We start from the raw sequence: 19,778 nt of genomic DNA on the forward strand, positions 1-19,778 counted from the left end.
TGTGTCGTGGCCCCATGACCGGAGAGCGCAACAAGAGCCTGGGGCAGTACGGCGAGGGCCTGGCCGCCCGTCGCCTGGTCGAGGCGGGCATGACCGTGATCGACCGCAACTGGCGCTGCGACGCCGGCGAGCTCGACCTGGTGCTGCGCGACGGTGACGTGCTGGTGTTCTGCGAGGTCAAGACGCGGCGGTCCGCGGCGTACGGCCACCCGCTGGAGGCGGTCGACGCCGTCAAGGCCCAGCGGCTGAGGCGCCTCGCCGCGCGGTGGCTCGAGGCGCACGACGTGCGTCCGGTCGGCGTGCGCATCGACGTGGTCGGGGTGCTGATGCGCGACCGCGGCGTGGCCGACGTGGAGCACGTGCGGGGGATCGGCTGATGGTCGCCACCACGCACACCGTCTCGCTGCAGGGCACCGTCGGCCACGTCGTCGACGTGCAGGTCGACCTCGCCGCCGGGGTGGTCGGCACCTCCCTGGTGGGGCGGCCCGACACCTCCATCAACGAGGCGCGCGACCGCTGCAAGGCCGCGATCGGCAACACGGTCTTCGACAGCGACAAGCGACGCTGGCCCAACACCCGTCGCGTGACGATCCTGCTCTCGCCCACCGACCTGCCCAAGCGCGGTCCGCACTTCGACCTGGCCATCGCGGTGGCCGTGCTGGCGGCCGCCGACCCCACCATCCCCGCCGCGGCGCTGCGCGGCACCGCACTGGTGGGGGAGCTGACCCTCGACGGCCGGGTCCGCTGCGTGCCGGGCGTGCTGCCGATGGTGATGGCCGCCGCCGCCCGGGGCATCCACACCGTCTTCGTGCCCGAGCCCCAGGTCGAGGAGGCACGGATGGTGGAGGGCCTCAGCGTGTTCGGCATCCGCTCGCTCGGCCAGACGGTGGCGCTGCTGGCCGGTGAGGAGGTCCCCGACGCCCCGCCGGTCGAGGCGATGACCGGGTCACCGCTGCTGACCTGGCGCGGGGAGCAGCGCCTCGACGACCTCGACCTCGCCGACGTGCTCGGCATCCCCGACACGCGGTACGCCGTGGAGGTCGCGGCCGCGGGTGGGCACCACCTGCTCCTCACCGGCCCCAAAGGGTCCGGCAAGACCACCATCGCCGAGCGCATCCCCGGGCTGCTGCCCGACCTGACCGACGCCGAGTCGCTCGAGCTGACGGCCGTCCACTCGCTCTGCGGCTCGCTGCCACCGGGCTCGACGCGCATCACGCGCCCGCCGTTCCGCAACCCCCACCACTCGGCCTCGCGCAGCGGGATCCTCGGCGGCGGCACGGGACGGGTGCGCCCCGGTGACGTCAGCAAGGCCCACCTGGGCGTGCTGTTCCTCGACGAGTTCCCGCTGTTCCCCTCCGACGTCGTCGACGCGTTGCGCGAGCCCCTGGAGGCGGGCGAGATCTCGATCTCGCGGGGAGAGGACGACGCCACCTTCCCGGCCCGGGCGATGTTCGTCTTCGCCTCCAACCCCTGCCGGTGCGGGGAGTACCACCCCTGGGCGCGCGACCACCGGTGCACCTGCTCCGAGCAGGCCCGCCGGGAGTACCGCGCCAAGGTCTCCGGCCCGGTCGCCGACCGCATCGACATCACGCGCTTCGTCGAGCCCGTCCGCGACGGGTCCGCCGGCAGCCTGCCCTTCGAGCGCCCCGAGTCCTCGGCGGAGGTCCGCGTCCGGGTGGCCGCGGCGCGCGATCGGCAGGGCGAGCGCTACGCCGGCCTCCCGTGGCGCCTCAACGCCCACGCACCCGGTCCGGCGCTGCGGGAGGAGTGGCCGCTGGCACCCCTGGCCGCGGCCCGGCTCGAGGACGAGGTGATGCGCACCCGCCTCACCCGGCGCGGGGCGGTGCGCGCCCATCGCGTCGCCTGGTCGGTGGCCGACCTGGCCGGGCTCGAGCGTCCCGGCCCCGAGGAGCTCGACGTCGCGCTGCGGCTGCGCTCGGCGGCACCGCTGCTCATGGGCAGCCTGCCGCGGATGGTGCGGGGGAGGACCGCGTGAGCGCCGACGAGGACGAGCGGCTGGCCCGGGTGGTGCTCTCGCGCATCGGCGAGCCCGGCGACCCGCGCCTGACCGACCTCGTGCACGAGCTCGGGGCCGTGACCGTGCTGGGCGCGCTGCAGGACCAGGCGGCCGCGGGCGACCTGGCGACCGACCTGCGCGACCGGCTCGCCTCGGTCGACCCGGCCCGTGAGCTCCAGACGGCCGCCGGCCGCGGCCTGCGGTTCGTGGTCCCGGGGGACGACGAGTGGCCCGCGGGTCTGGACGCGCTCGCGCTCGCCCCGCACCTGCACGAGCGCGGCGGGGTCCCCGTCGGCCTGTGGTGCCGCGGCCCGCTGCGGCTGGCCGAGACGGTGGAGCGGTCGGTCGCGGTCGTCGGCTCGCGCTCCGCCACGACGTACGGCGCGGCCGTGGCCACCGACGTCGCCGCGGTCCTGGCGCGCGAGGACTGGACGGTCGTCTCGGGTGCCGCCTTCGGGATCGACCAGGCCGCCCACCGGGGCAGCCTGGCGGCCCGCGGGCCGACCGTGGCGGTGCTCGCCTGCGGGGCCGACCGGGCCTACCCGACCGCGCACCGCGCGCTGATCGACTACGTCGCCGACGTCGGCCTGGTCGTCTCCGAGGCCGCCCCCGGCGCCGCCCCGACGCGCATCCGGTTCCTCGCCCGCAACCGTCTGATCGCTGCTCTCGCCCGAGGGACGGTCGTGGTCGAGGCGGCGGTGCGCAGCGGCGCCCTCAACACGGCCAGCTGGACGCAGGGGCTCGGCCGCGTCGTGATGGGGGTGCCCGGCCCCGTGACCAGCGCCCCGTCCGCCGGCGTGCACCAGCTGGTCCGGGCCCGCGACGCGCTGCTCGTCACCTGCGGGGAGGAGGTGCTCGAGGCGGTGAGCCCCGTCGGCAGCTTCGCGCTCGCCGACCCGCGCGCGCCGGAGTCTGCCCGTGACCGGCTCACCGCGCGTGAGCGCCAGGTGCTCGACGCGGTGCCGCTGGTGCGTGGCGCCGACGCCCGCTCGGTCGGACGCACCGCCGGGCTGTCCCTCACCCGCACGCAGGAGGCGCTGCTGGTGCTCCACCGCGCCGGCCTGGTCGAGCACGGGCTCGGCCGCTGGCGGGTGCGCGACGGCGATCACGCGCTGCCCGGCCTCGACGCGCCTGCAGGGCCGCCGGCTCCGTCCTCCCTACCCTGAGGCGGTGGCCGGTCACGACGAGGACGAGCAGCGGGAGCAGGACGAGCCCGGGCTGCCCGAGCCCTTCGCCCGGGTCCTGGGCGACTACGAGCGGCACCTGCGGGCCGAGCGCGACCTGACGGCCCACACCGTCCGCGCCTACCTCAGCGACGTCACGAGCCTGCTCGAGCACGCCGCCGCCCTCGGCCACGACGAGCTCGACCAGCTGCAGCTGCGCACGCTGCGCAGCTGGTTGGCCAAGCAGCAGACCCTCGGTCGGGCCCGCACGACGATCGCCCGCCGCGCGACCGCGGTGCGCGTGTTCACGGCGTGGGCGCGGCGCACCGGTCGGACCGCCGACGACGTCGGTGCCTCGCTGGGGTCGCCCAGGGCGCACCGCACGCTGCCGGCCGCCCTGAGCGCCGAGCAGGCCCGGCTGCTGCTCGACGCCGCCGCCGAGCGGGCCGACGACGGCAGCCCGGTCGGGCTCCGCGACGTCGCGGTCCTCGAGCTGCTCTACGCCTCCGGCATCCGGGTCGGGGAGCTGGCCGGACTCGACGTCGACGACCTCGACCGGGAGCGTCGGGTGGTGCGGGTGCTCGGCAAGGGCCGCAAGGAGCGGACCGTGCCCTACGGGCTGCCGGCCGACCGGGCGCTCGGACGGTGGCTCGAGGCGGGTCGCCCCGCGCTGGCCGTGAGCGGTTCCGGGGCGGCGCTCTTCCTGGGGGCACGGGGTGGCCGAGTCGACCAGCGCGCCGTGCGCACGCTGGTGCACGCCCGCCTCGCCGACGTGCCGCACGCGCCCGACATGGGCCCGCACGGGCTGCGCCACACGGCGGCGACGCACCTGCTGGAGGGCGGCGCCGACCTGCGCACCGTGCAGGAGCTGCTCGGTCACGCCTCGCTGGCGACGACGCAGATCTACACCCACGTCAGCAGCGAGCGGCTGCGTTCGGCGTACCGGCTGGCGCACCCGCGCGCCTGAGCCTGCCCGCCGCCCGGGACGTCATACGACCTGGTCGTCCGGGGAGCCATCTCGTATGACGTTCCACGTCGCCGCTTGGTCCCGGGGCGGGACGTCATACGACCTGGTCGTCCGGGGAGGCATCTCGTATGACGTCCCACCTCGCCGCTTGGTCCCGGGGCGGGACGTCATACGACCTGGTCGTGCGGGGAGCCATCTCGTATGACGTCCCACGGCGGACCGGCCCACGGCGGACCGCAGGTCGGGGAGGGCCGGGAAAGGGTCGGGGAGGGCCGGTCAGACTGCTCCGTCGAAGAACGGCAGCAGCCGCACCGGGCCACCGCCGACCAGTGTCAGCGGGTCGAGGTAGTCCTCGCCCCGACGCAGTCCCCAGTGCAGGCAGGCGGCGGGCAGGCAGTGGCTCCCCGCGAGCGCGAGCCGGCCCACGACCTCGCCGCGCGCGACCTGCTGGTCGACGGGGATCCGAGCGGCCACGGGCTGGTAGGTCGTGCGCACGCCCCCGTGGTCGACCACGACCACGCCGCGGCCCGCGACCGTCCCGGAGAACGAGACCCGGCCCGGCAGCGCCGCCCGTACGGCCGCGCCGGGCGAGCCGGCGAGGTCGACCCCGCGGTGCCCCGACCCCCAGCGCACCTCCGGCGGGTCGAAGCCCTCCGCGATGCGGGGCCGGGGGAGCAGCGGCCAGGCGCCGTCGCGGGCGGTAGCGGGTGCCGGGTCCCACCACGCCGCCCCGGCGGTCGGAGCCGGGCCGACGAGCAGGGCGGCCAGGACGCAGAGGGCGAGCGCGCGGGGGAGGATGCGGGTGCGGGACGTCATGCGTGCCAGGCTCGGCCCCGTCGTCGGGCGACGCCAGGGCCCGGGCCCGGGCTGTGGACGAACGGCGCCGCAGGGCGCCCTGTGGACGTTTCGACATCCCTGTGGCCCCGGCCTAGACTGACCCCAGCAACCCATCCGTGGGTTGACTTCGCACGCTCGTCGACCGTGCCACCGGTGCCTTTCCGCTCCGGTGGAGCACCACGGGCGAGGCCCTCGGTCCCACCGCAGCCCGCTGCGGTGGGTGGGGTCCCGCACGAGCGTCAGGGCAGGCCACCCCGCACCCGCGGGCCCCTGCGAGAACTGACCACGGCCCACGCGCGCCCGCGTGCGGGGCCACGACAGGAAAGAAGCAGATGGCAGTCGTCACCATGCGCCAGCTCCTCGAGAGCGGCGTCCACTTCGGGCACCAGACCCGTCGCTGGAACCCCAAGATGAAGCGCTTCATCATGACCGAGCGCAACGGCATCTACATCATCGACCTGCAGCAGTCGCTGTCCTACATCGACACGAGCTTCGCGTTCATCAAGGACACCGTCGCCAAGGGCGGCACGATCATGTTCGTCGGCACCAAGAAGCAGGCCCAGCAGGCGATCGCCGAGCAGGCCACCCGCGTCGGGATGCCCTACGTCAACCAGCGCTGGCTCGGCGGCATGCTCACCAACTTCCAGACCGTGCACCAGCGGATCAACCGCCTCAAGGAGCTCGACGACGTCGACTTCGACGCGGTGGCCGGCTCCGGTCGCACCAAGAAGGAGCTGCTCCACATGCGTCGCGAGCAGGTCAAGCTCGACAAGACGCTCGGCGGCATCCGTGACATGACCCGCACCCCCTCGGCGGTGTGGATCGTGGACACCAACAAGGAGCACCTGGCCGTCGAGGAGGCGCGCAAGCTCCGGATCCCGATCATCGCGATCCTGGACTCCAACTGCGACCCCGACCTGGTCGACTTCCCGATCCCGGGCAACGACGACGCGATCCGCGCCGTCTCGCTGCTGACCCGCGTGGTCGCCGACGCCGTCGCCGACGGCCTCATCTCCCGCTCCGGCGCCAAGACCGGCACCGACGCGGGCGTGGGTGCCGACGAGCCGCTGGCCGACTGGGAGCGCGACCTGCTGCAGGGCCAGGACGGTGACAAGGTCGAGAAGGCCGCCGTCGCCGCGACCGGTGGCGACACCGCCACCGAGGCCACCCCCGCGACCGAGGCCACCGGCGCCAGCAGCGAGGCCGTCGAGGCTCCCGCCGCCGCGACCGAGGCCCCCGCCGCGGAGTCGGCCGCCGCCGAGTCCGCCGCCGTGGAGAACACCGCCGAGACCTCGACCGAGGCCTCGACCGAGAACACCGCCGACGCGGCCGCCGAGGCCGCCCCCGCGGAGACCGAGAAGAAGGAGGACTGAGCGTGGCGATCACCGCCGCCGACGTCAAGAAGCTCCGCGACCAGACCGGCGCGGGCATGATGGACAGCAAGAAGGCCCTCACCGAGGCCGACGGCGACTTCGACAAGGCCGCCGAGCTGCTCCGCATCAAGCTGGGCAAGAAGGCCGCCGAGCGCGGCGCCGAGCGCGAGGCCACCTCCGGCCTCGTGGTCTCCTCCGGGGGCGCGCTGGTCGAGCTCAAGAGCGAGACCGACTTCGTCGCCAAGAACGCCGACTTCGTCGCCACCGCCCAGCGCATCGCCGAGGCGGCCGACCAGGCCCGCGCCGGCGACGTCGAGACCCTCAAGGGTGTCGAGCTGGACGGCAAGACCGTGGGTGAGGTCGTCGCCGACCTCGCCGCCACCATCGGCGAGAAGATCGAGCTCGGCGAGGTCGCGCACTTCGACGGCCAGTCCGTGGTCTACCTGCACAAGCGTGCGGCCGACCTGCCGCCCGCCGTCGGCGTGCTCGTGGAGTACGACGGCAGCAACGCCGAGGCCGCCCGCGGTGCCGCGATGCAGATCGCGGCGATGAAGCCGCAGTACCTCAGCCGCGACGAGGTGCCCGCCGAGGTGGTCGACAAGGAGCGCGAGATCGGCGCTGCCATCGCCCGCGAGGAGGGCAAGCCCGACCAGGTGATCGACAAGATCGCCGAGGGTCGCCTCAACGGCTTCTTCAAGGACGTCGTCCTGCTCGACCAGGCGTCGGTCTCGGAGAACAAGAAGACGGTCAAGGCCGTCCTCGACGCCGCCGGCGTCACCGTGAAGCGGTTCGCCCGCTTCGAGGTCGGCGCCTGACGCACTGACCCATCCACGAAGGGCGTCGTCCACCGGACGGCGCCCTTCGTCGTGCTCGGGCACCGGGTTTCCCGCCCGCCGGGACCGTCGAGTAGGTTCCGGGGGTCGGACGACGGGGCACGCGGAAGGGGATCGGACATGGCGTACGAACGGGTGCTCCTCAAGCTCTCCGGCGAGGTCTTCGGGGGCGGCAAGGTCGGGGTCGACCCCGACGTGGTGCGCGGGATCGCGCGGGAGGTCGCCTCGGTGCAGCAGGCCGGGGTCCAGGTCGCGATCGTCACCGGCGGCGGCAACTTCTTCCGCGGTGCCGAGCTCCAGCAGCACGGCATGGACCGGGCCCGCGCCGACTACATGGGCATGCTCGGCATCGTGATGAACTGCCTGGCCCTCCAGGACTTCCTGGAGAAGGAGGGCGTGGAGACCCGCGTGCAGACCGCCATCACCATGGGCCAGGTCGCCGAGCCCTACATCCCGCGCAAGGCGATCCGCCACCTCGAGAAGGGCCGCGTCGTCATCTTCGGCGCCGGCGCGGGCCTGCCCTACTTCTCCACCGACACGGTCGCCGCCCAGCGGGCTCTGGAGACCAAGTGCGAGGTCGTGCTGATGGGCAAGAACGGCGTGGACGGGGTGTACGACGCGGACCCCCGCACCCACCCCGACGCGGTGAAGTACGACGAGCTCAGCTTCGACGACGCGCTGCGCCAGGGCCTCAAGGTCGCCGACGCCACCGCGTTCGCGCTCTGCATGGAGAACAAGCTGCCCATGGTCGTGTTCGGCATGAGCCCGGAAGGCAACATCCTGCGCGTCGTCCAGGGTGAGAAGATCGGAACGCTCGTCAGCGCCGGACCCGGCAGCGACGGGCGCCACCCACGCTAGGAGAGAAGAACCCCGTGACGATCAACCAGTCCCTGTCCGACGCCGACCAGCGCATGGCGAAGGCCGTCGAGGTCACCCGCGAGGAGTTCGCCGCCATCCGCGCCGGCCGGGCCAACCCGCAGATGTTCTCCAAGCTCACCGCGGACTACTACGGCACGCCCACGCCCGTGCAGCAGATCGCCTCGTTCACCGCGCCCGAGGCCCGGATCATCCTGGTCGCGCCGTACGACATGAGCGCGCTGCCGGCGATCGAGCGCGCCATCCGCGACAGCGACCTGGGCGTGAACCCCTCCAACGACGGCAAGGTCATCCGCTGCGTCTTCCCCGAGCTGACCGAGGAGCGCCGCAAGGAGTACATCAAGATCGCCCGCGCGAAGGCCGAGGACGGCAAGGTCTCGGTGCGCAACATCCGGCGCAACACCAAGCAGGCGCTGGAGAAGCTGGAGAAGGACGGCGAGGTCGGCAAGGACGACGTCACCGGCGCGGAGAAGAAGCTGGACGGGACCACCAAGAAGCACGTCGACCAGATCGACGAGATGCTCAAGACCAAGGAAGCCGAGCTGCTCGAGGTCTGAGGACCTCCGAGCACCTCGCCCGTCCGGCCCGTCTCCCCGTGACCCAGCCGCCGTCGCCGCAGCACCAGCCCCCGCAGCCGACCGACCCCGTCGTCCACCCGCCCGCCGAGGCGGTCAAGACCTCGCGCGCGGGCCGCAACCTGCCCGCCGCCATCGGCTCGGGGGTCGGGCTGGGCGCGGCGATCATCCTCTCGCTGGTGATCTGGAAGCCGGCGTTCATGCTCATCGTGGTCGCCGCCGTGCTGGTGGCGGTCTGGGAGATGCACCGGGGCCTGCAGGCGCGCGGGATCGACCTGCCGCAGGAGCCGCTGATGCTCGGCGGCTCGGTCATGGTGGTCGTGGCCTTTCTGGGCGGGCGTGACGACGGCCCCGACGCGCTGATCACGGCCACCGCCGTCACCGCACTGGTGACGATGCTGTGGCTGCTGCGCCGCGGGGTCGACGGCTACGTCAAGAACGCCACCGCGTCGGTGTTCACCCTCATCTACATCCCCTTCCTGGGCTCCTTCGTGGCGCTGCTGCTCGCCGAGGACGGCAGCGACGGCGTCAAGGGCATCGTCACCTTCGTGGTGATCACCATCGCCTCCGACATCGGGGGGTACGTCGCCGGCGTGCTGTTCGGCAAGCACCCGATGGCGCCGGTGATCTCGCCCAAGAAGTCGTGGGAGGGGTTCGCCGGGTCGGCGATCGCCTGCGTCGCTGCGGGCGTGCTGCTCGTGGTGCTGCTGCTCGGGGCCGACTGGTGGATCGGCGTCGTGCTCGGCCTGATCGCCGTGGTCATGGCGACGCTGGGCGACCTGTGCGAGTCGGTGATGAAGCGCGACCTCGGCATCAAGGACATGAGCCAGATCATCCCCGGCCACGGCGGGCTGATGGACCGGCTCGACTCGCTGCTCGCGACCATCGCCCCGATCTGGCTGGTGCTGCACTACCTCGTCTTCTGAGGCGGCCCACGGGACCGCGGTCAGGGACTGCCGCGGCGGCCATGGGTGCGCGGCGGGTCGTAGCCGCCCTCGGGCGGCTCCATCTCGGCGCGCACGCCGAGCAGGCGGACGGCCCGGTCGTCGTCCAGGGCGGCGAGCAGGTCACCGGCCGTGGCGGCGACCACCTGCGCGTCGTACGTCGGCGCGGGGAGCTTGCGCGAGCGGTTGACGGTGAAGAACGGGGCGAACCTGACCTTGAGGTGCACCCGCACGCAGGCCCGGCCCTCGGCGCGGATGTCGGCCACCACCTGGGTCGCGAGCTCGAGCAGCGCCGCGTCGACCTCGGGCCCGCGCTGCAGGTCGCGCTGGTAGGTCGTCTCACGGCCGTGGGCCCGGGCCACCCACGGGGTGTCGTCGACGACGTCGGTGCTCACCCCGCGTCCCAGCCGGCCCAGGTGGGGGCCGGTGGCCGGCCCGAACTCGGCCGCCAGCACCGCGTCGTCCGCCGCAGCGAGGTCGTGGACGGTGGCGATGCCGAGCGCGGCCAGCCGCGCCGCGATCCGGCTGCCCACGCCCCACAGGTCGCGGGTGGGACGGCCTCCCATCACCGCGAACCAGTTCTCCCGGGTCAGCCGGAAGGTGCCGCGCGGCTTGCCGAAGTCGGTGGCGGTCTTGGCGCGCACGGTGGTGTCGCCGATCCCGACGCTGCAGTGCAGCCCGGTCGCGGCGAGCACGGCCGCCTGTGCGGACCGGGCCCAGGACTCGGGGTCGTCGGCGCTGACCCCGACGAACGCCTCGTCCCAGCCGAGCACCTGCACCACGGCGCCCGGCTGTGCGCGGAGCGTGTCCATCACGACCGCCGAGGCCGCGTCGTACGCCGCGTGGTCGCTGGGCAGGAACACCGCGTCCGGGCAGCGTCGTACGGCGACCTTGAGCGGCATCCCCGACCGGACGCCGTGCTCGCGCGCCTCGTAGCTCGCCGTCGCGACCACCGCCCGCTCCGTCGGGTCGCCGCGCCCGCCGACGACCACGGGCCGGCCGGCCAGCTCGGGACGGCGCAGGACCTCGACCGCGGCGATGAACTGGTCCATGTCGACGTGCAGCACCCAGGGCACGGTCCATGATGACCCGCGAGGACCCGAGATGGCGCGTCGTACCCGGGTCGGACTGAGTACCTGCACCCATGACGGCGCCCCCCGACCCCGGAAGGATCACGGCATGGATCCCGCCGACGCCCGCTTCCAGGCATTCGGCCCCGACCACCTCGCGTGGCTCGCGGTCTGCCTGGTCGGGTGCGCGGGAGCCGTGTGGCTGGGACGACGGCTCCGTGCTCGGGGGGTGGAGCCGTCGTTCCGGCGCGCGGTGGCGGTGCTGCTGGTCGTCACCACGGTGCCGCTCCAGCTGCTGCAGCTGCTGCCCGGCGACTTCCGGCTGGGCACCTCGCTGCCGCTGCAGATCTGCGACCTCGCCTGGATGCTGGCGGCGTGGGCGCTGTGGACCGGTCGGCGGCGGCCCGCGCAGGTGCTGCTGCTGTGGGGCGTCACGCTGGTGCCGCAGGCGGTGGTGACGCCCGCGCTGGTGGAGACCTTCCCGGACCCGCGCTACCTGATGTTCTGGTCGATGCACCTGCTGACCATCTGGTCGGCGGTCCACCTCGGCGCCACCGGCCAGGGACGGCCGAGCTGGCGCGGGCTGCGCGTCGCGGTCGTGGTGACCCTGGCCTGGGTGGCGTTCCTGATGACCTTCAACGCCGTGGTCGGCACCAACTACGGCTACCTCAACGGCAAGCCCTCGGGCGGGTCGGCGCTCGACCTGCTCGGTCCCTGGCCGACGTACGTCGCGGCGGAGGTCGGGATCGTGCTCGTGGTGTGGCTGGTGATCACCGCGGCCGTGGCAGGGTGTCGCCCACGCGGCGGACGCGTCCCGGAAGGAGCGGCGGTTGTTCCCTACCCTCGGTGACCTGCTGGGCGTGCCGCTGCCGGTCGACACCCACGGCACCTTCGTCGCACTGGGGGTCGCCGTGGCCGTCGGAGTCTTCGTCGTCGAGGCCCGCCGGCGGGGGCACACCGACGACCGGCTGCTCGTCGTGGTCACCGGCGCCCTGGTCGGTGGCGCGCTGTTCATGCGGCTCGGCACCTGGCTGCAGCACGCAGACCTGCGCGACAACGCGACGCTGGTCGAGCAGTGGCTGCGTGGCAACCGCAGCGTCCTGGGCGGTCTCGTCGGGGCCTGGCTGGGGGTGCACGTGGCCAAGCGGCTGGTGGGCTACCGGGTGCGCACCGGCGACCTGTTCGCCCCCGCGGTGGCGCTCGGGATGGCCGTCGGGCGGGTCGGCTGCCTGCTGACCGAGCCCCGGCCCGACGGGGGCACCAACTTCTCCTTCGTCCCGGAGATCGCCTTCCACGCCGCGAGCTTCGCGGTGATCTGGTGGTGGCTGCGGCACCGCCCGCTGCCCCCGGGCGAGCTGTTCGTGTGGTGGGTGGCGGCGTACGGCGTCTTCCGCTTCGTCATCGAGCTCTCCCGCGGCAACGAGGTGGTGTGGGCCGGCCTGACCCGCCCCCAGCTGTTCCTCGCCGTCACCGTCCCGCTGGTGCTGCTGCGCATCGGTGTCCGCTGGCGCTCGGGTGCCTACCGCGCCGTCCGCCCGTCCACGTCCGAGGAGCTGGTCGCCCGATGACCGCCGCGCCCGCCCGGGGCCCGGGGATGCCGCTGCGCGGCGACCGGATCCACCGCTACGTCAACGCCTTCTGCCCGCTGTGCCACGAGGAGCGTCCCGATCGGCCGCTCGCCGAGGTGCAGCGGCTCTCGGGCTGGCTGGTCGAGCGGGAGGGGCGCATCTGGCTCGAGCGGGGCTGCGCGAGCCACGGCCTCGTCCGCACGCTGTACGACGAGTCGCCGGAGATCCTGTCCTACCTCGAGCAGTGGACGGCACCGACCAAGGTCCACACGCCCGACCTGGTCGGCAACTTCGCGCCCGTGCCGGCGGCGTACGAGCACGGGCTGCCGGAGATGCAGACCCAGCACACCTGCATCCTGCTCGAGGACCTGCTCGACCACTGCAACCTCAAGTGCCCGACCTGCTTCGCCGCTTCCGCGCCGGCGCTGGCCTCGGTGGCGCCGCTGGAGCAGGTGCTGGCCTCGATCGACGCGCGGCTGGCCCGCGAGCGCGGTCGCATCGACGTGCTGATGCTCAGCGGCGGCGAGCCGACGCTCTACCCCTGGCTGGCCGAGCTGCTCGAGGCCGTCGCCGCCCGCCCCGTCGTGCGGGTGCTGGTCAACACCAACGGCCTGGCCATCGCCCAGGACGACGACCTGCTGGCGCTGCTGACGCAGCACCGCGAGCGCGTCGAGGTCTACCTGCAGTACGACGGGGAGTCGGCCCAGGCCTCGGTCCACCACCGCGGCGCCGACATCCGCCGCTTCAAGGAGCGCGCCGTCGAGCGGCTCTCGGGCGCCGGCGTCTTCACCACGCTGACCATGACCGCGGCGCTCGGCGTCAACGACGACGAGATCGGCGCGGTGCTCAAGCGGGCGCTGGACACGCCGTACGTCGGGGGCGTGACCATCCAGCCGGTCTTCGGCTCAGGCCGCTCGGCCGGCCTGGACCCGCTGGACCGGCTCACCCACACCGGGGTGCTGGCGCGGCTGGAGGAGCAGACGGCCGGGGTGGTGACCTGGCGCGACCTGACCGCGCTGCCGTGCTCGCACCCGCACTGCTGCTCGGTGGGCTACCTGCTGCGCGACGACTCCGGGTCCTGGCGCTCGCTGGTCTCCCTGATCGGCCACGAGCGGCTCAAGCAGTGGCTCGACCTCGAGCCCGACGTGCTGGCCAACCGGATCGCCGACGACGCCGTCCCCGATCAGCTCCGCGGGGTGGTCAGGCAGTCGCTGCTCGACCTGCTCTCGGAGCAGTCGTCGCTGTCGCACCCGAGCATGGGCTCGATCTGGAAGGACATCTGCACCACCTGCGACCTCGGCATCGGGACGCTCACGACGCTGGCGGCCTCGCGCCTGCCCGGCGGCCACCAGCGGCTGCGGCGGCTGCTGGGGGAGCGGGTGCTGCGGGTGACGGTCAAGCCCTTCATGGACATGAACACGATGATCGAGGAGCGGCTCACGCAGTGTTGCGTGCACGTCGCCACCGTCGGGCGCGACGACGCGGGGGAGCCCGCCCACCAGTGCGCGCCGTTCTGCGCGGTGCAGGCGTGGGCGCCGCTGTCGCGCAGCCGGATCTCGAGCGCGGCCGGGCTGCCGCTGGTGCAGCGGTGAGCGACCCGCGCCAGGTCGCGCCTCCCCACCAGGAGGCGTCGGCGCACGAGTCGTTCGACCCGCTGCGGCTGTGCGTCTACGCCACCGTGGCGCTGCTCGCCTGGCTGCTGGGTCCCGTGGCGTTGCTCGGCTTCGCGGTGCTGGGCGCCGTCGGCTACACCCGGGCCCGCCGCGCCGGGCTGCTCCGGTCGCGCTGCAGGCTCGGCGACACCCGGCTGGTGATCGCCTACCTGGTCGCGCTGGCCGTCGCCGGAGCGGCCGGCACGGCGTACGCCCTGACGGGTGGGCACGTCGGTGTCTGACCCCGCCCACCGTCCCCACCACCGGGAGGTCCGATGAGCCAGCCGCCACCCCCGCCGTACGCCGGCCCGCCGCACGGCCCGCCCGGCCCGCCCGGCCCCGCGGGTCGTCCGGGACCCAGCAACAAGGCGAAGTTCTGGATCGGCTTCGCCCTCGCCGGCCCGCTCATGTTCGTGCTGGCCTTCCTCACCTCGATCCCGTCCGCCGTGCTGTCGGAGATCTCCTCGCTGGATCCCGCGTTCGGCGGCGTGGCCCAGCTGGCGATCGTCGTGCTCGAGCTGGTCGGGCTGGTGGCCGCGCTGGTGGTCGAGCGGACCCGCTGGTGGGCCATCGGCTTCGTCGCCGGCGCGGCGACCGTGCTGATCGTGCTGGCGGGGGCGTGCGTGGTGATCCTGGTCGCCCTGGTGGGCGCATCGGGCTGAGCGCGTGACCCAGGTCGCTCGATTGGGGCGCGGCACGGGTCCGGTGGGAGGATGGAGGGGCCATGAGTGAACCCGTCAAGACCCTGCCCCTCGTCTTCGAGGAGCCCCCGCGCCGCGGCAAGCCGCCGCGCCACCTCGCCGACCTCACGGCCGCCGAGCGCAAGGCGCGCCTGGAGGAGCTCGGCCTGCCCGGCTTCCGCGCCAAGCAGCTCTCCGCCCACTACTTCTCCCGGCTCGTGGACGACCCGGCGCAGATGACCGACCTGCCGGCCGGCCAGCGCCAGGAGCTCGTCGACGGGCTGCTGCCCCACCTGATGACGCCGCTGCGCACCCTCGAGGCCGACAAGGGCACCACGGTCAAGACGCTGTGGAAGCTCTTCGACGGGGCGCTCGTGGAGTCGGTGCTGATGCGCTACCCCGGCCGCGTGACGATGTGCGTCTCCAGCCAGGCCGGCTGCGGCATGGCGTGCCCGTTCTGCGCCACCGGCCAGGGCGGCCTGCAGCGCAACATGTCCACCGCCGAGATCGTCGAGCAGGTCGTGGCCGGTGCCCGGGCGCTGGCCCGCGGCGAGGTCGCCGGCGGTCCCGGCCGCGTCTCCAACGTCGTGTTCATGGGCATGGGCGAGCCGATGGCCAACTACAAGGCCGTCATCGGCGCGGTGCGCCGGCTCACCGACCCCACCCCCGACGGCCTGGGCATGTCGGCCCGCGGCATCACGGTCTCCACCGTCGGCCTGGTCCCGCGGATCGACCAGCTGACCGAGGAGGGCATCCCGGTCACGCTCGCGCTGAGCCTGCACGCCCCCGACGACGAGCTGCGTGACGAGCTGGTGCCCGTCAACACCCGCTGGAAGGTCGCCGAGGCCGTCGAGGCGGCCTGGAACTACGCCCGCGTGACCAAGCGCCGCGTCTCCATCGAGTACGCCATGATGCGCGGCATCAACGACCAGGCCTGGCGCGCCGACCTGCTCGGCGACCTGCTCAACTCCTACGGCGACTGGGGCTGGGTGCACGTCAACCTGATCCCGCTCAACCCCACGCCGGGCTCGAAGTGGACCGCCAGCGACCCCGCCGACGAGCGCGAGTTCGTGCGTCGCCTCGAGGCCAAGGGCGTCCCCACCACCGTGCGCGACACGCGCGGCAGCGAGATCGACGGCGCCTGCGGCCAGCTGGCCGCGGTCGACGACTGAGGCCTCCTGCGCCGACCGGGCGTCGTGCGTGCCGTGCCCCTCGTGGGGTACGACCGCAGCAGGCCCGGTGACGTGCCGGGTGCTGCCCGTCGAGGAGGTCCCATGCGCGCCGTACGCCTGCACGACTACCACCAGGAGCCCGTGGTCGAGGAGGTGCCCGACCCGCACGTGTCCGGTCCGCTGGACGTCGTGGTGCGGATCGGCGGCGCCGGTGTCTGCCGCACCGACCTGCACGTCATGGAGGGCCAGTGGGCCGACGCGATGGGGCCGACGCTGCCCTACACGCTCGGCCACGAGAACGCCGGCTGGGTGGAGGAGGTCGGCTCTGCGGTGACCAACGTCGCCGTGGGCGACACCGTGATCCTGCACCCGACGCCGACCTGCGGCCTGTGCCGCGCCTGCCGGGCCGGGCAGGACATGCACTGCGTGGCCAGCAGCTTCCCCGGGCTCGACACCGACGGCGGCATGGCCGACTACCTGCTCACCTCGGCGCGCGCGTGCGTCAAGCTCGACCCGTCGGTGCAGCCGCAGGACGTCGCGGCGCTGGCGGACGCCGGCATCACGGCGTACCACGCGGTCCGCAAGGCGGTGCCGCTCCTGCACCCCGGCACCACCGCGGTCGTGGTCGGCGCCGGCGGACTGGGCCACATCGGCATCCAGTGCCTGCTCGCGCTCACCGCGACCGAGGTCGTCGTGGTCGACCCCAACCCCGCGGCGCTGGAGCTGGCGTCCGAGCTCGGCGCCCACCACACCCTGCTCGCCGACGAGCACGTCGTCGGCGCGGTGCAGGACCTGACCGGGGGAGAGGGTGCCGACGTGGTGCTCGACTTCGTCGCCGAGCAGGGCGCCGAGGCAACCTCGTGGGAGATGACGCGTCCCGGCGGCTCGGACTACGTGATCGGGTACGGCGGCACGCTCTCCATCCCCACGCTCGACGTCATCTCCACCGAGCGCAACGTCGTCGGCAACATCGTCGGCACCTACAACGAGCTGGCGGAGCTGATGGTCCTCGCCCGTCGCGGCCTGGTCACGCTCCACACCCGCAGCTACCCCCTCGACGACGCCGTCCAGGCGCTGCGCGACCTCGACGCGGGCGGGGTGCGGGGCCGGGCGATCCTGGTGCCGTGAGGCGGGGGCTGTCGCTCGGGTCGTCGGGTCGGACATCTCGGGCGGCTCGGCAGGCTTTCCTGGTGCTCGGCAGGCATCGCGACGCCTGCCAGGTACCAGATTCCCCGGACGTCCGGGGAACCAGCAGCGGCCGACCGGAGATCGACGCCGGTGAGGTGCGGGGCCGGGCGATCCTGACGCCCTGAGGCGGGGGCTGTCGCTCGGGTTGTCGGGTCGGACATCTCGGGCAGCTCGGCAGGCTTTCCTGCTGCTCGGCAGGCATCGCGACGCCTGCCAGGCACCAGATTCCCCGGACGTCCGGGGAACCAGCAGCGCCCACCGAGACGAACCCCACGCTCGGGAATGCGGCAGCAGGTTGGTCTGGTTGAAACGTGCATGACCACACTCGCCATCATCGGAGCAGGCAAGGGGCTCGGCGCTGCCGTCGCCCGTCGTTTCGGCAAGGAGGGCTTCGCCGTGGCCCTGATCTCGCGGCACCAGGGACGGCTCGACGCGCTGGCCGCGGAGCTGGAGCAGGACGGGGTGCAGGCCAAGGGCTTCACCGCCGACGTCCGCGACCCCGACAGCATCGCCGCCGCGCTGGAGAAGGCGACCGAGACGCTCGGTCCGATCGAGGTCCTGCAGTACAGCCCGCTGCCGCAGAAGGACTTCATGCGGCCCGTCCTGGAGACCACCCCGGCCGACCTCCGCGGTCCGGTCGAGTTCTCGATCTACGGCCCCGTCGCCGCGGTCCACCAGGTCGTCCCCGGCATGCGCTTCCTGCCCGAGGGCGCCAAGCCCAGCATCCTGTTCGTCAACGGCGGCTCGGCGGTCAAGCCGGGTCGCAACGTGACCGGCACCTCGATCGCGTTCGCCGGCCAGAAGGCCTACGTCGACCTGCTGCACGAGGTGCTCGGTGAGGAGGACATCTACGTCGGCCAGCTCATCATCGGCGGCGCGATCGTCGCCGGTGACGCGGAGAAGGACCCCGACGTCCTCGCCGACCGCATCTGGAAGCTCCACGAGGAGCGCGACACCCTGCGCGACCAGGTCTCGGAGGACTGAGCGGCCCGCACCACCCGGCGCCACCTCGCTCGACCCACGCCACCCCGCCGCTGTGTCCGGCGGGGTGGCGTGCCGCGTCCGCACGCTCCGTGACGGCCACCGGTCGTTCACCGGCACGTCCTCGCGGCCGGACGGTCCGGACACCCGGGGTTCCTAGCGTCCGGGTCCGTGGACACCGTCGTACGTCTCCCCGCTGCCCGGATCCCCGCCCTCCCTCCCGCCGCCCGGCCGCTACGCGTGCTGGTCGTCACCGAGTCGTTCCTGCCGCAGGTCAACGGCGTCACCAACTCCGTGCGCCGCGTCCTGGAGCACCTGCACGCCCACGGCCACGAGGCGCACCTCGTCGCCCCCTCCGGGCCCGTGTCGTACGCCGGGGCGCCGCTCCACCGCGTCCGCAGCGTGGCCATGCCCACCTACCGTGACTTCCCGGTGGGGGTCGCCACCCGGGCACACCTGCGCCGCCTGGTCGACGAGGTGATGCCCGACGTGGTCCACCTGGCCTCCCCGGCGTGGCTGGGCCACCAGGCGGGCGAGGCGGCCCGCAGCCTCGGCGTGCCCGTCGTCGCGGTCTACCAGACCGACCTCGTCGGGTTCGCCGAGCGCTACCCGTTCCCGGGTGCCGCGTCGCTGATGCGGGCGCTCACCCGACGGGTGCACGGCCCGGCCGACCGCACCCTGGCCCCGAGCAGCGCCAGCCTCGAGCAGCTCGCGGGCCTCGGGGTCGAGCGGGTGCACCGCTGGGGCCGGGGCGTCGACACCGACCTGTTCGACCCGCGCCGGCGGACCGGCACGCTGCGGGCCGAGCTGCAGGCGGGCGACGACCTCCTCGTGGGGTACGTCGGCCGGCTGGCCGCCGAGAAGGAGCTGGAGCTGCTCCGGGGGGTGCACGCGCTGGCCGGCGTACGACTGGTGCTGGTGGGGGGAGGGCCCGAGGAGGCCAGGCTGCGCCAGCTGCTGCCGCGGGCGTCGTTCCTCGGCGTGCGCCACGGCGAGGACCTCGCCCGGGTGGTGGCCTCGCTGGACGTCTTCGCCCACACGGGCAGCACCGAGACCTTCTGCCAGTCGGCGCAGGAGGCGCTGGCCAGCGGGGTGCCGGTGGTGGCGCCGCGCGCGGGCGGTCCGCTCGACCTGGTGGTCGAGGGCCGCAACGGGTTCCTCTTCGACCCCGGGTCCGCGGCCGGCCTGGCCGGCGTCGTCGAGGCGCTGGGCGCCCGCCCCGCCCTGCGGGCGCGGCTGGCCCGCGCGGCCCGGCCGAGCGTCGTGCGCCGCTCGTGGGACGCCGTCAACGCCGAGCTGCTGGAGCACTACCGCGCGGTGTCGCTCGCGCCGAGCCACCGGGCGAGTGCGTAGGTCCTCGGCCCGACGTGAGCCTCGTCTCGGGGCCCCGCGATTCGGTGGACACGGCCCTCACGGTCACGGGAGACTCACCGGTAACACGTTCGTCGACGAGTGAGGAGGCCCCCGGATGGCCGAGGAGCTGGACCCCAGGAAGCTCGGATCGCTGAACCGGCTGGAGAGCCTGAGCGAGAAGGACCTGAAGAAGGTCGTCAGCAAGGGCCGCCACGTCAAGCTGCCGGCCAACTGGTCGCTGATCTGGGAGAAGACCCCGGGCGACAAGGCCTACCTGATCGTCGAGGGCGAGGTCTCGGTCCGCAAGGGCAAGGAGGAGGTCACCCGGCTCGGTCCGGGCGACGTCATCGGCGAGATGGCGATCGTGGGCCACAAGCTGCGCTCGGCGAGCGTGGTCAGCCTGACCCCCGTCGAGGTCGTGCACTTCACCAAGGAGGCGCTGACCGACCTGCTCGACGACGTACCGGCCTTCGGCGAGGCGCTGCGCGGCACCACCGAGGACCGCCTGGGCCCCGCGGCCGGATGACCC

General features: G+C 73.7%; 21 protein-coding genes. 19 read left to right on the forward strand and 2 right to left on the reverse strand.

Features of this window, described 5'->3' with window-relative positions:
• Positions 1–14: 14 nt before the first annotated feature.
• From ASG49_RS12125 to ASG49_RS12140, 4 genes are read left to right on the forward strand one after another with little or no spacing between them, the layout of a single operon-like run.
• Complete coding sequence (locus ASG49_RS12125; protein ID WP_056542216.1) at positions 15–377, forward strand: YraN family protein; 363 nt, start codon at positions 15–17, stop codon at positions 375–377.
• Positions 377–1,996, forward strand: coding sequence for a YifB family Mg chelatase-like AAA ATPase (locus ASG49_RS12130; protein WP_056542217.1), 1,620 nt, complete (start codon positions 377–379; stop codon positions 1,994–1,996). The genes ASG49_RS12125 and ASG49_RS12130 overlap by 1 nt, the downstream gene beginning before the upstream one ends.
• Positions 1,993–3,183: a DNA-processing protein DprA gene (dprA, locus tag ASG49_RS12135; protein ID WP_082534084.1), complete on the forward strand. Its 1,191-nt coding sequence runs from the start codon at positions 1,993–1,995 to the stop codon at positions 3,181–3,183. The genes ASG49_RS12130 and dprA overlap by 4 nt, the downstream gene beginning before the upstream one ends.
• Before the next feature lie 4 nt (positions 3,184–3,187).
• Complete coding sequence (locus tag ASG49_RS12140) at positions 3,188–4,147, forward strand: tyrosine recombinase XerC (RefSeq protein WP_056542219.1); 960 nt, start codon at positions 3,188–3,190, stop codon at positions 4,145–4,147.
• A gap of 276 nt (positions 4,148–4,423) precedes the next feature.
• Here ASG49_RS12140 and ASG49_RS12145 read toward each other — a convergent pair whose 3' ends face one another.
• A complete protein-coding gene (locus ASG49_RS12145) occupies positions 4,424–4,963 on the reverse strand; it encodes a peptidoglycan DD-metalloendopeptidase family protein (protein WP_056542221.1) in 540 nt (179 codons plus the stop codon).
• A 353-nt stretch (positions 4,964–5,316) separates the two neighbouring features.
• Between ASG49_RS12145 and rpsB the strand changes: the two genes are divergently transcribed.
• From rpsB to ASG49_RS12170, 5 genes are all read left to right on the forward strand, one after another.
• Entirely contained in the window at positions 5,317–6,357 is a 1,041-nt protein-coding gene (rpsB, locus tag ASG49_RS12150; RefSeq protein WP_056542223.1) for a 30S ribosomal protein S2, read from the forward strand.
• A gap of 2 nt (positions 6,358–6,359) precedes the next feature.
• Complete coding sequence (gene tsf, locus ASG49_RS12155; protein WP_082534085.1) at positions 6,360–7,172, forward strand: translation elongation factor Ts; 813 nt, start codon at positions 6,360–6,362, stop codon at positions 7,170–7,172.
• A 138-nt stretch (positions 7,173–7,310) separates the two neighbouring features.
• On the forward strand, positions 7,311–8,048 hold the full coding sequence (pyrH, locus tag ASG49_RS12160) for a UMP kinase (RefSeq protein ID WP_056542225.1): 738 nt from the start codon (positions 7,311–7,313) through the stop codon (positions 8,046–8,048).
• A 20-nt stretch (positions 8,049–8,068) separates the two neighbouring features.
• Positions 8,069–8,623, forward strand: a complete 555-nt coding sequence (gene frr / locus ASG49_RS12165) for a ribosome recycling factor (protein ID WP_200936307.1) — start codon at positions 8,069–8,071, stop codon at positions 8,621–8,623.
• Positions 8,624–8,661: 38 nt separating this feature from the next.
• Positions 8,662–9,567, forward strand: a complete 906-nt coding sequence (locus ASG49_RS12170; RefSeq protein ID WP_082534087.1) for a phosphatidate cytidylyltransferase — start codon at positions 8,662–8,664, stop codon at positions 9,565–9,567.
• 20 nt (positions 9,568–9,587) lie between these two features.
• Here the strand turns inward: ASG49_RS12170 and ASG49_RS12175 are convergent, their stop codons facing one another.
• Positions 9,588–10,661 carry a DNA polymerase IV gene (locus ASG49_RS12175; protein ID WP_235562049.1) on the reverse strand — a complete coding sequence of 358 codons (1,074 nt, stop codon included), beginning with the start codon at positions 10,659–10,661 and terminating at the stop codon, positions 9,588–9,590.
• A 103-nt stretch (positions 10,662–10,764) separates the two neighbouring features.
• Between ASG49_RS12175 and ASG49_RS12180 the strand changes: the two genes are divergently transcribed.
• The 10 genes from ASG49_RS12180 to ASG49_RS12225 all read left to right on the forward strand — a co-directional run bounded on the left by ASG49_RS12180 (position 10,765) and on the right by ASG49_RS12225 (position 19,775).
• Positions 10,765–11,505: a TIGR02206 family membrane protein gene (locus tag ASG49_RS12180; RefSeq protein ID WP_056542227.1), complete on the forward strand. Its 741-nt coding sequence runs from the start codon at positions 10,765–10,767 to the stop codon at positions 11,503–11,505.
• The gene (locus tag ASG49_RS12185; protein WP_056542229.1) at positions 11,486–12,223 is read left to right on the forward strand and encodes a prolipoprotein diacylglyceryl transferase; all 738 of its coding nucleotides are present in this window, start codon (positions 11,486–11,488) and stop codon (positions 12,221–12,223) included. Before ASG49_RS12180 ends, ASG49_RS12185 begins: the two co-directional genes overlap by 20 nt.
• Positions 12,220–13,815: a radical SAM protein gene (locus ASG49_RS12190; RefSeq protein ID WP_200936303.1), complete on the forward strand. Its 1,596-nt coding sequence runs from the start codon at positions 12,220–12,222 to the stop codon at positions 13,813–13,815. Before ASG49_RS12185 ends, ASG49_RS12190 begins: the two co-directional genes overlap by 4 nt.
• Positions 13,812–14,117, forward strand: a complete 306-nt coding sequence (locus ASG49_RS12195; RefSeq protein WP_056542231.1) for a hypothetical protein — start codon at positions 13,812–13,814, stop codon at positions 14,115–14,117. Before ASG49_RS12190 ends, ASG49_RS12195 begins: the two co-directional genes overlap by 4 nt.
• 33 nt (positions 14,118–14,150) lie before the next feature.
• Complete coding sequence (locus tag ASG49_RS18635) at positions 14,151–14,537, forward strand: hypothetical protein (RefSeq protein ID WP_056542233.1); 387 nt, start codon at positions 14,151–14,153, stop codon at positions 14,535–14,537.
• Positions 14,538–14,599: 62 nt separating this feature from the next.
• Positions 14,600–15,727 carry a 23S rRNA (adenine(2503)-C(2))-methyltransferase RlmN gene (gene rlmN / locus ASG49_RS12205; RefSeq protein ID WP_056542235.1) on the forward strand — a complete coding sequence of 376 codons (1,128 nt, stop codon included), beginning with the start codon at positions 14,600–14,602 and terminating at the stop codon, positions 15,725–15,727.
• A 102-nt stretch (positions 15,728–15,829) separates the two neighbouring features.
• Complete coding sequence (locus tag ASG49_RS12210; protein ID WP_056542236.1) at positions 15,830–16,855, forward strand: NAD(P)-dependent alcohol dehydrogenase; 1,026 nt, start codon at positions 15,830–15,832, stop codon at positions 16,853–16,855.
• Positions 16,856–17,230: 375 nt separating this feature from the next.
• Positions 17,231–17,899 carry an SDR family NAD(P)-dependent oxidoreductase gene (locus ASG49_RS12215; protein WP_056542238.1) on the forward strand — a complete coding sequence of 223 codons (669 nt, stop codon included), beginning with the start codon at positions 17,231–17,233 and terminating at the stop codon, positions 17,897–17,899.
• A 168-nt stretch (positions 17,900–18,067) separates the two neighbouring features.
• Complete coding sequence (locus ASG49_RS12220; protein WP_235562050.1) at positions 18,068–19,249, forward strand: glycosyltransferase family 1 protein; 1,182 nt, start codon at positions 18,068–18,070, stop codon at positions 19,247–19,249.
• Between the two features lie 115 nt (positions 19,250–19,364).
• A complete protein-coding gene (locus tag ASG49_RS12225; RefSeq protein WP_082534088.1) occupies positions 19,365–19,775 on the forward strand; it encodes a Crp/Fnr family transcriptional regulator in 411 nt (136 codons plus the stop codon).
• Positions 19,776–19,778: the final 3 nt, after the last annotated feature.

Source organism: Marmoricola sp. Leaf446 (assembly GCF_001424755.1).
In the GTDB taxonomy this organism is placed as follows: Bacteria; Actinomycetota; Actinomycetes; order Propionibacteriales; family Nocardioidaceae; genus Marmoricola.

Excerpts from the sequence above, each read along its gene's own strand:
- ASG49_RS12125 (WP_056542216.1), top strand. The coding sequence starts at position 15 with ATGACCGGAGAGCGCAACAAGAGCCTGGGGCAGTACGGCGAGGGCCTG.
- ASG49_RS12130 (WP_056542217.1), top strand. The coding sequence starts at position 377 with ATGGTCGCCACCACGCACACCGTCTCGCTGCAGGGCACCGTCGGCCAC.
- ASG49_RS12145 (WP_056542221.1), bottom strand. The coding sequence starts at position 4,963 with ATGACGTCCCGCACCCGCATCCTCCCCCGCGCGCTCGCCCTCTGCGTC.
- rpsB (WP_056542223.1), top strand. The coding sequence starts at position 5,317 with ATGGCAGTCGTCACCATGCGCCAGCTCCTCGAGAGCGGCGTCCACTTC.
- pyrH (WP_056542225.1), top strand. The coding sequence starts at position 7,311 with ATGGCGTACGAACGGGTGCTCCTCAAGCTCTCCGGCGAGGTCTTCGGG.
- ASG49_RS12180 (WP_056542227.1), top strand. The coding sequence starts at position 10,765 with ATGGATCCCGCCGACGCCCGCTTCCAGGCATTCGGCCCCGACCACCTC.
- ASG49_RS12190 (WP_200936303.1), top strand. The coding sequence starts at position 12,220 with ATGACCGCCGCGCCCGCCCGGGGCCCGGGGATGCCGCTGCGCGGCGAC.
- ASG49_RS18635 (WP_056542233.1), top strand. The coding sequence starts at position 14,151 with ATGAGCCAGCCGCCACCCCCGCCGTACGCCGGCCCGCCGCACGGCCCG.
- rlmN (WP_056542235.1), top strand. The coding sequence starts at position 14,600 with ATGAGTGAACCCGTCAAGACCCTGCCCCTCGTCTTCGAGGAGCCCCCG.
- ASG49_RS12210 (WP_056542236.1), top strand. The coding sequence starts at position 15,830 with ATGCGCGCCGTACGCCTGCACGACTACCACCAGGAGCCCGTGGTCGAG.
- ASG49_RS12215 (WP_056542238.1), top strand. The coding sequence starts at position 17,231 with ATGACCACACTCGCCATCATCGGAGCAGGCAAGGGGCTCGGCGCTGCC.
- ASG49_RS12225 (WP_082534088.1), top strand. The coding sequence starts at position 19,365 with ATGGCCGAGGAGCTGGACCCCAGGAAGCTCGGATCGCTGAACCGGCTG.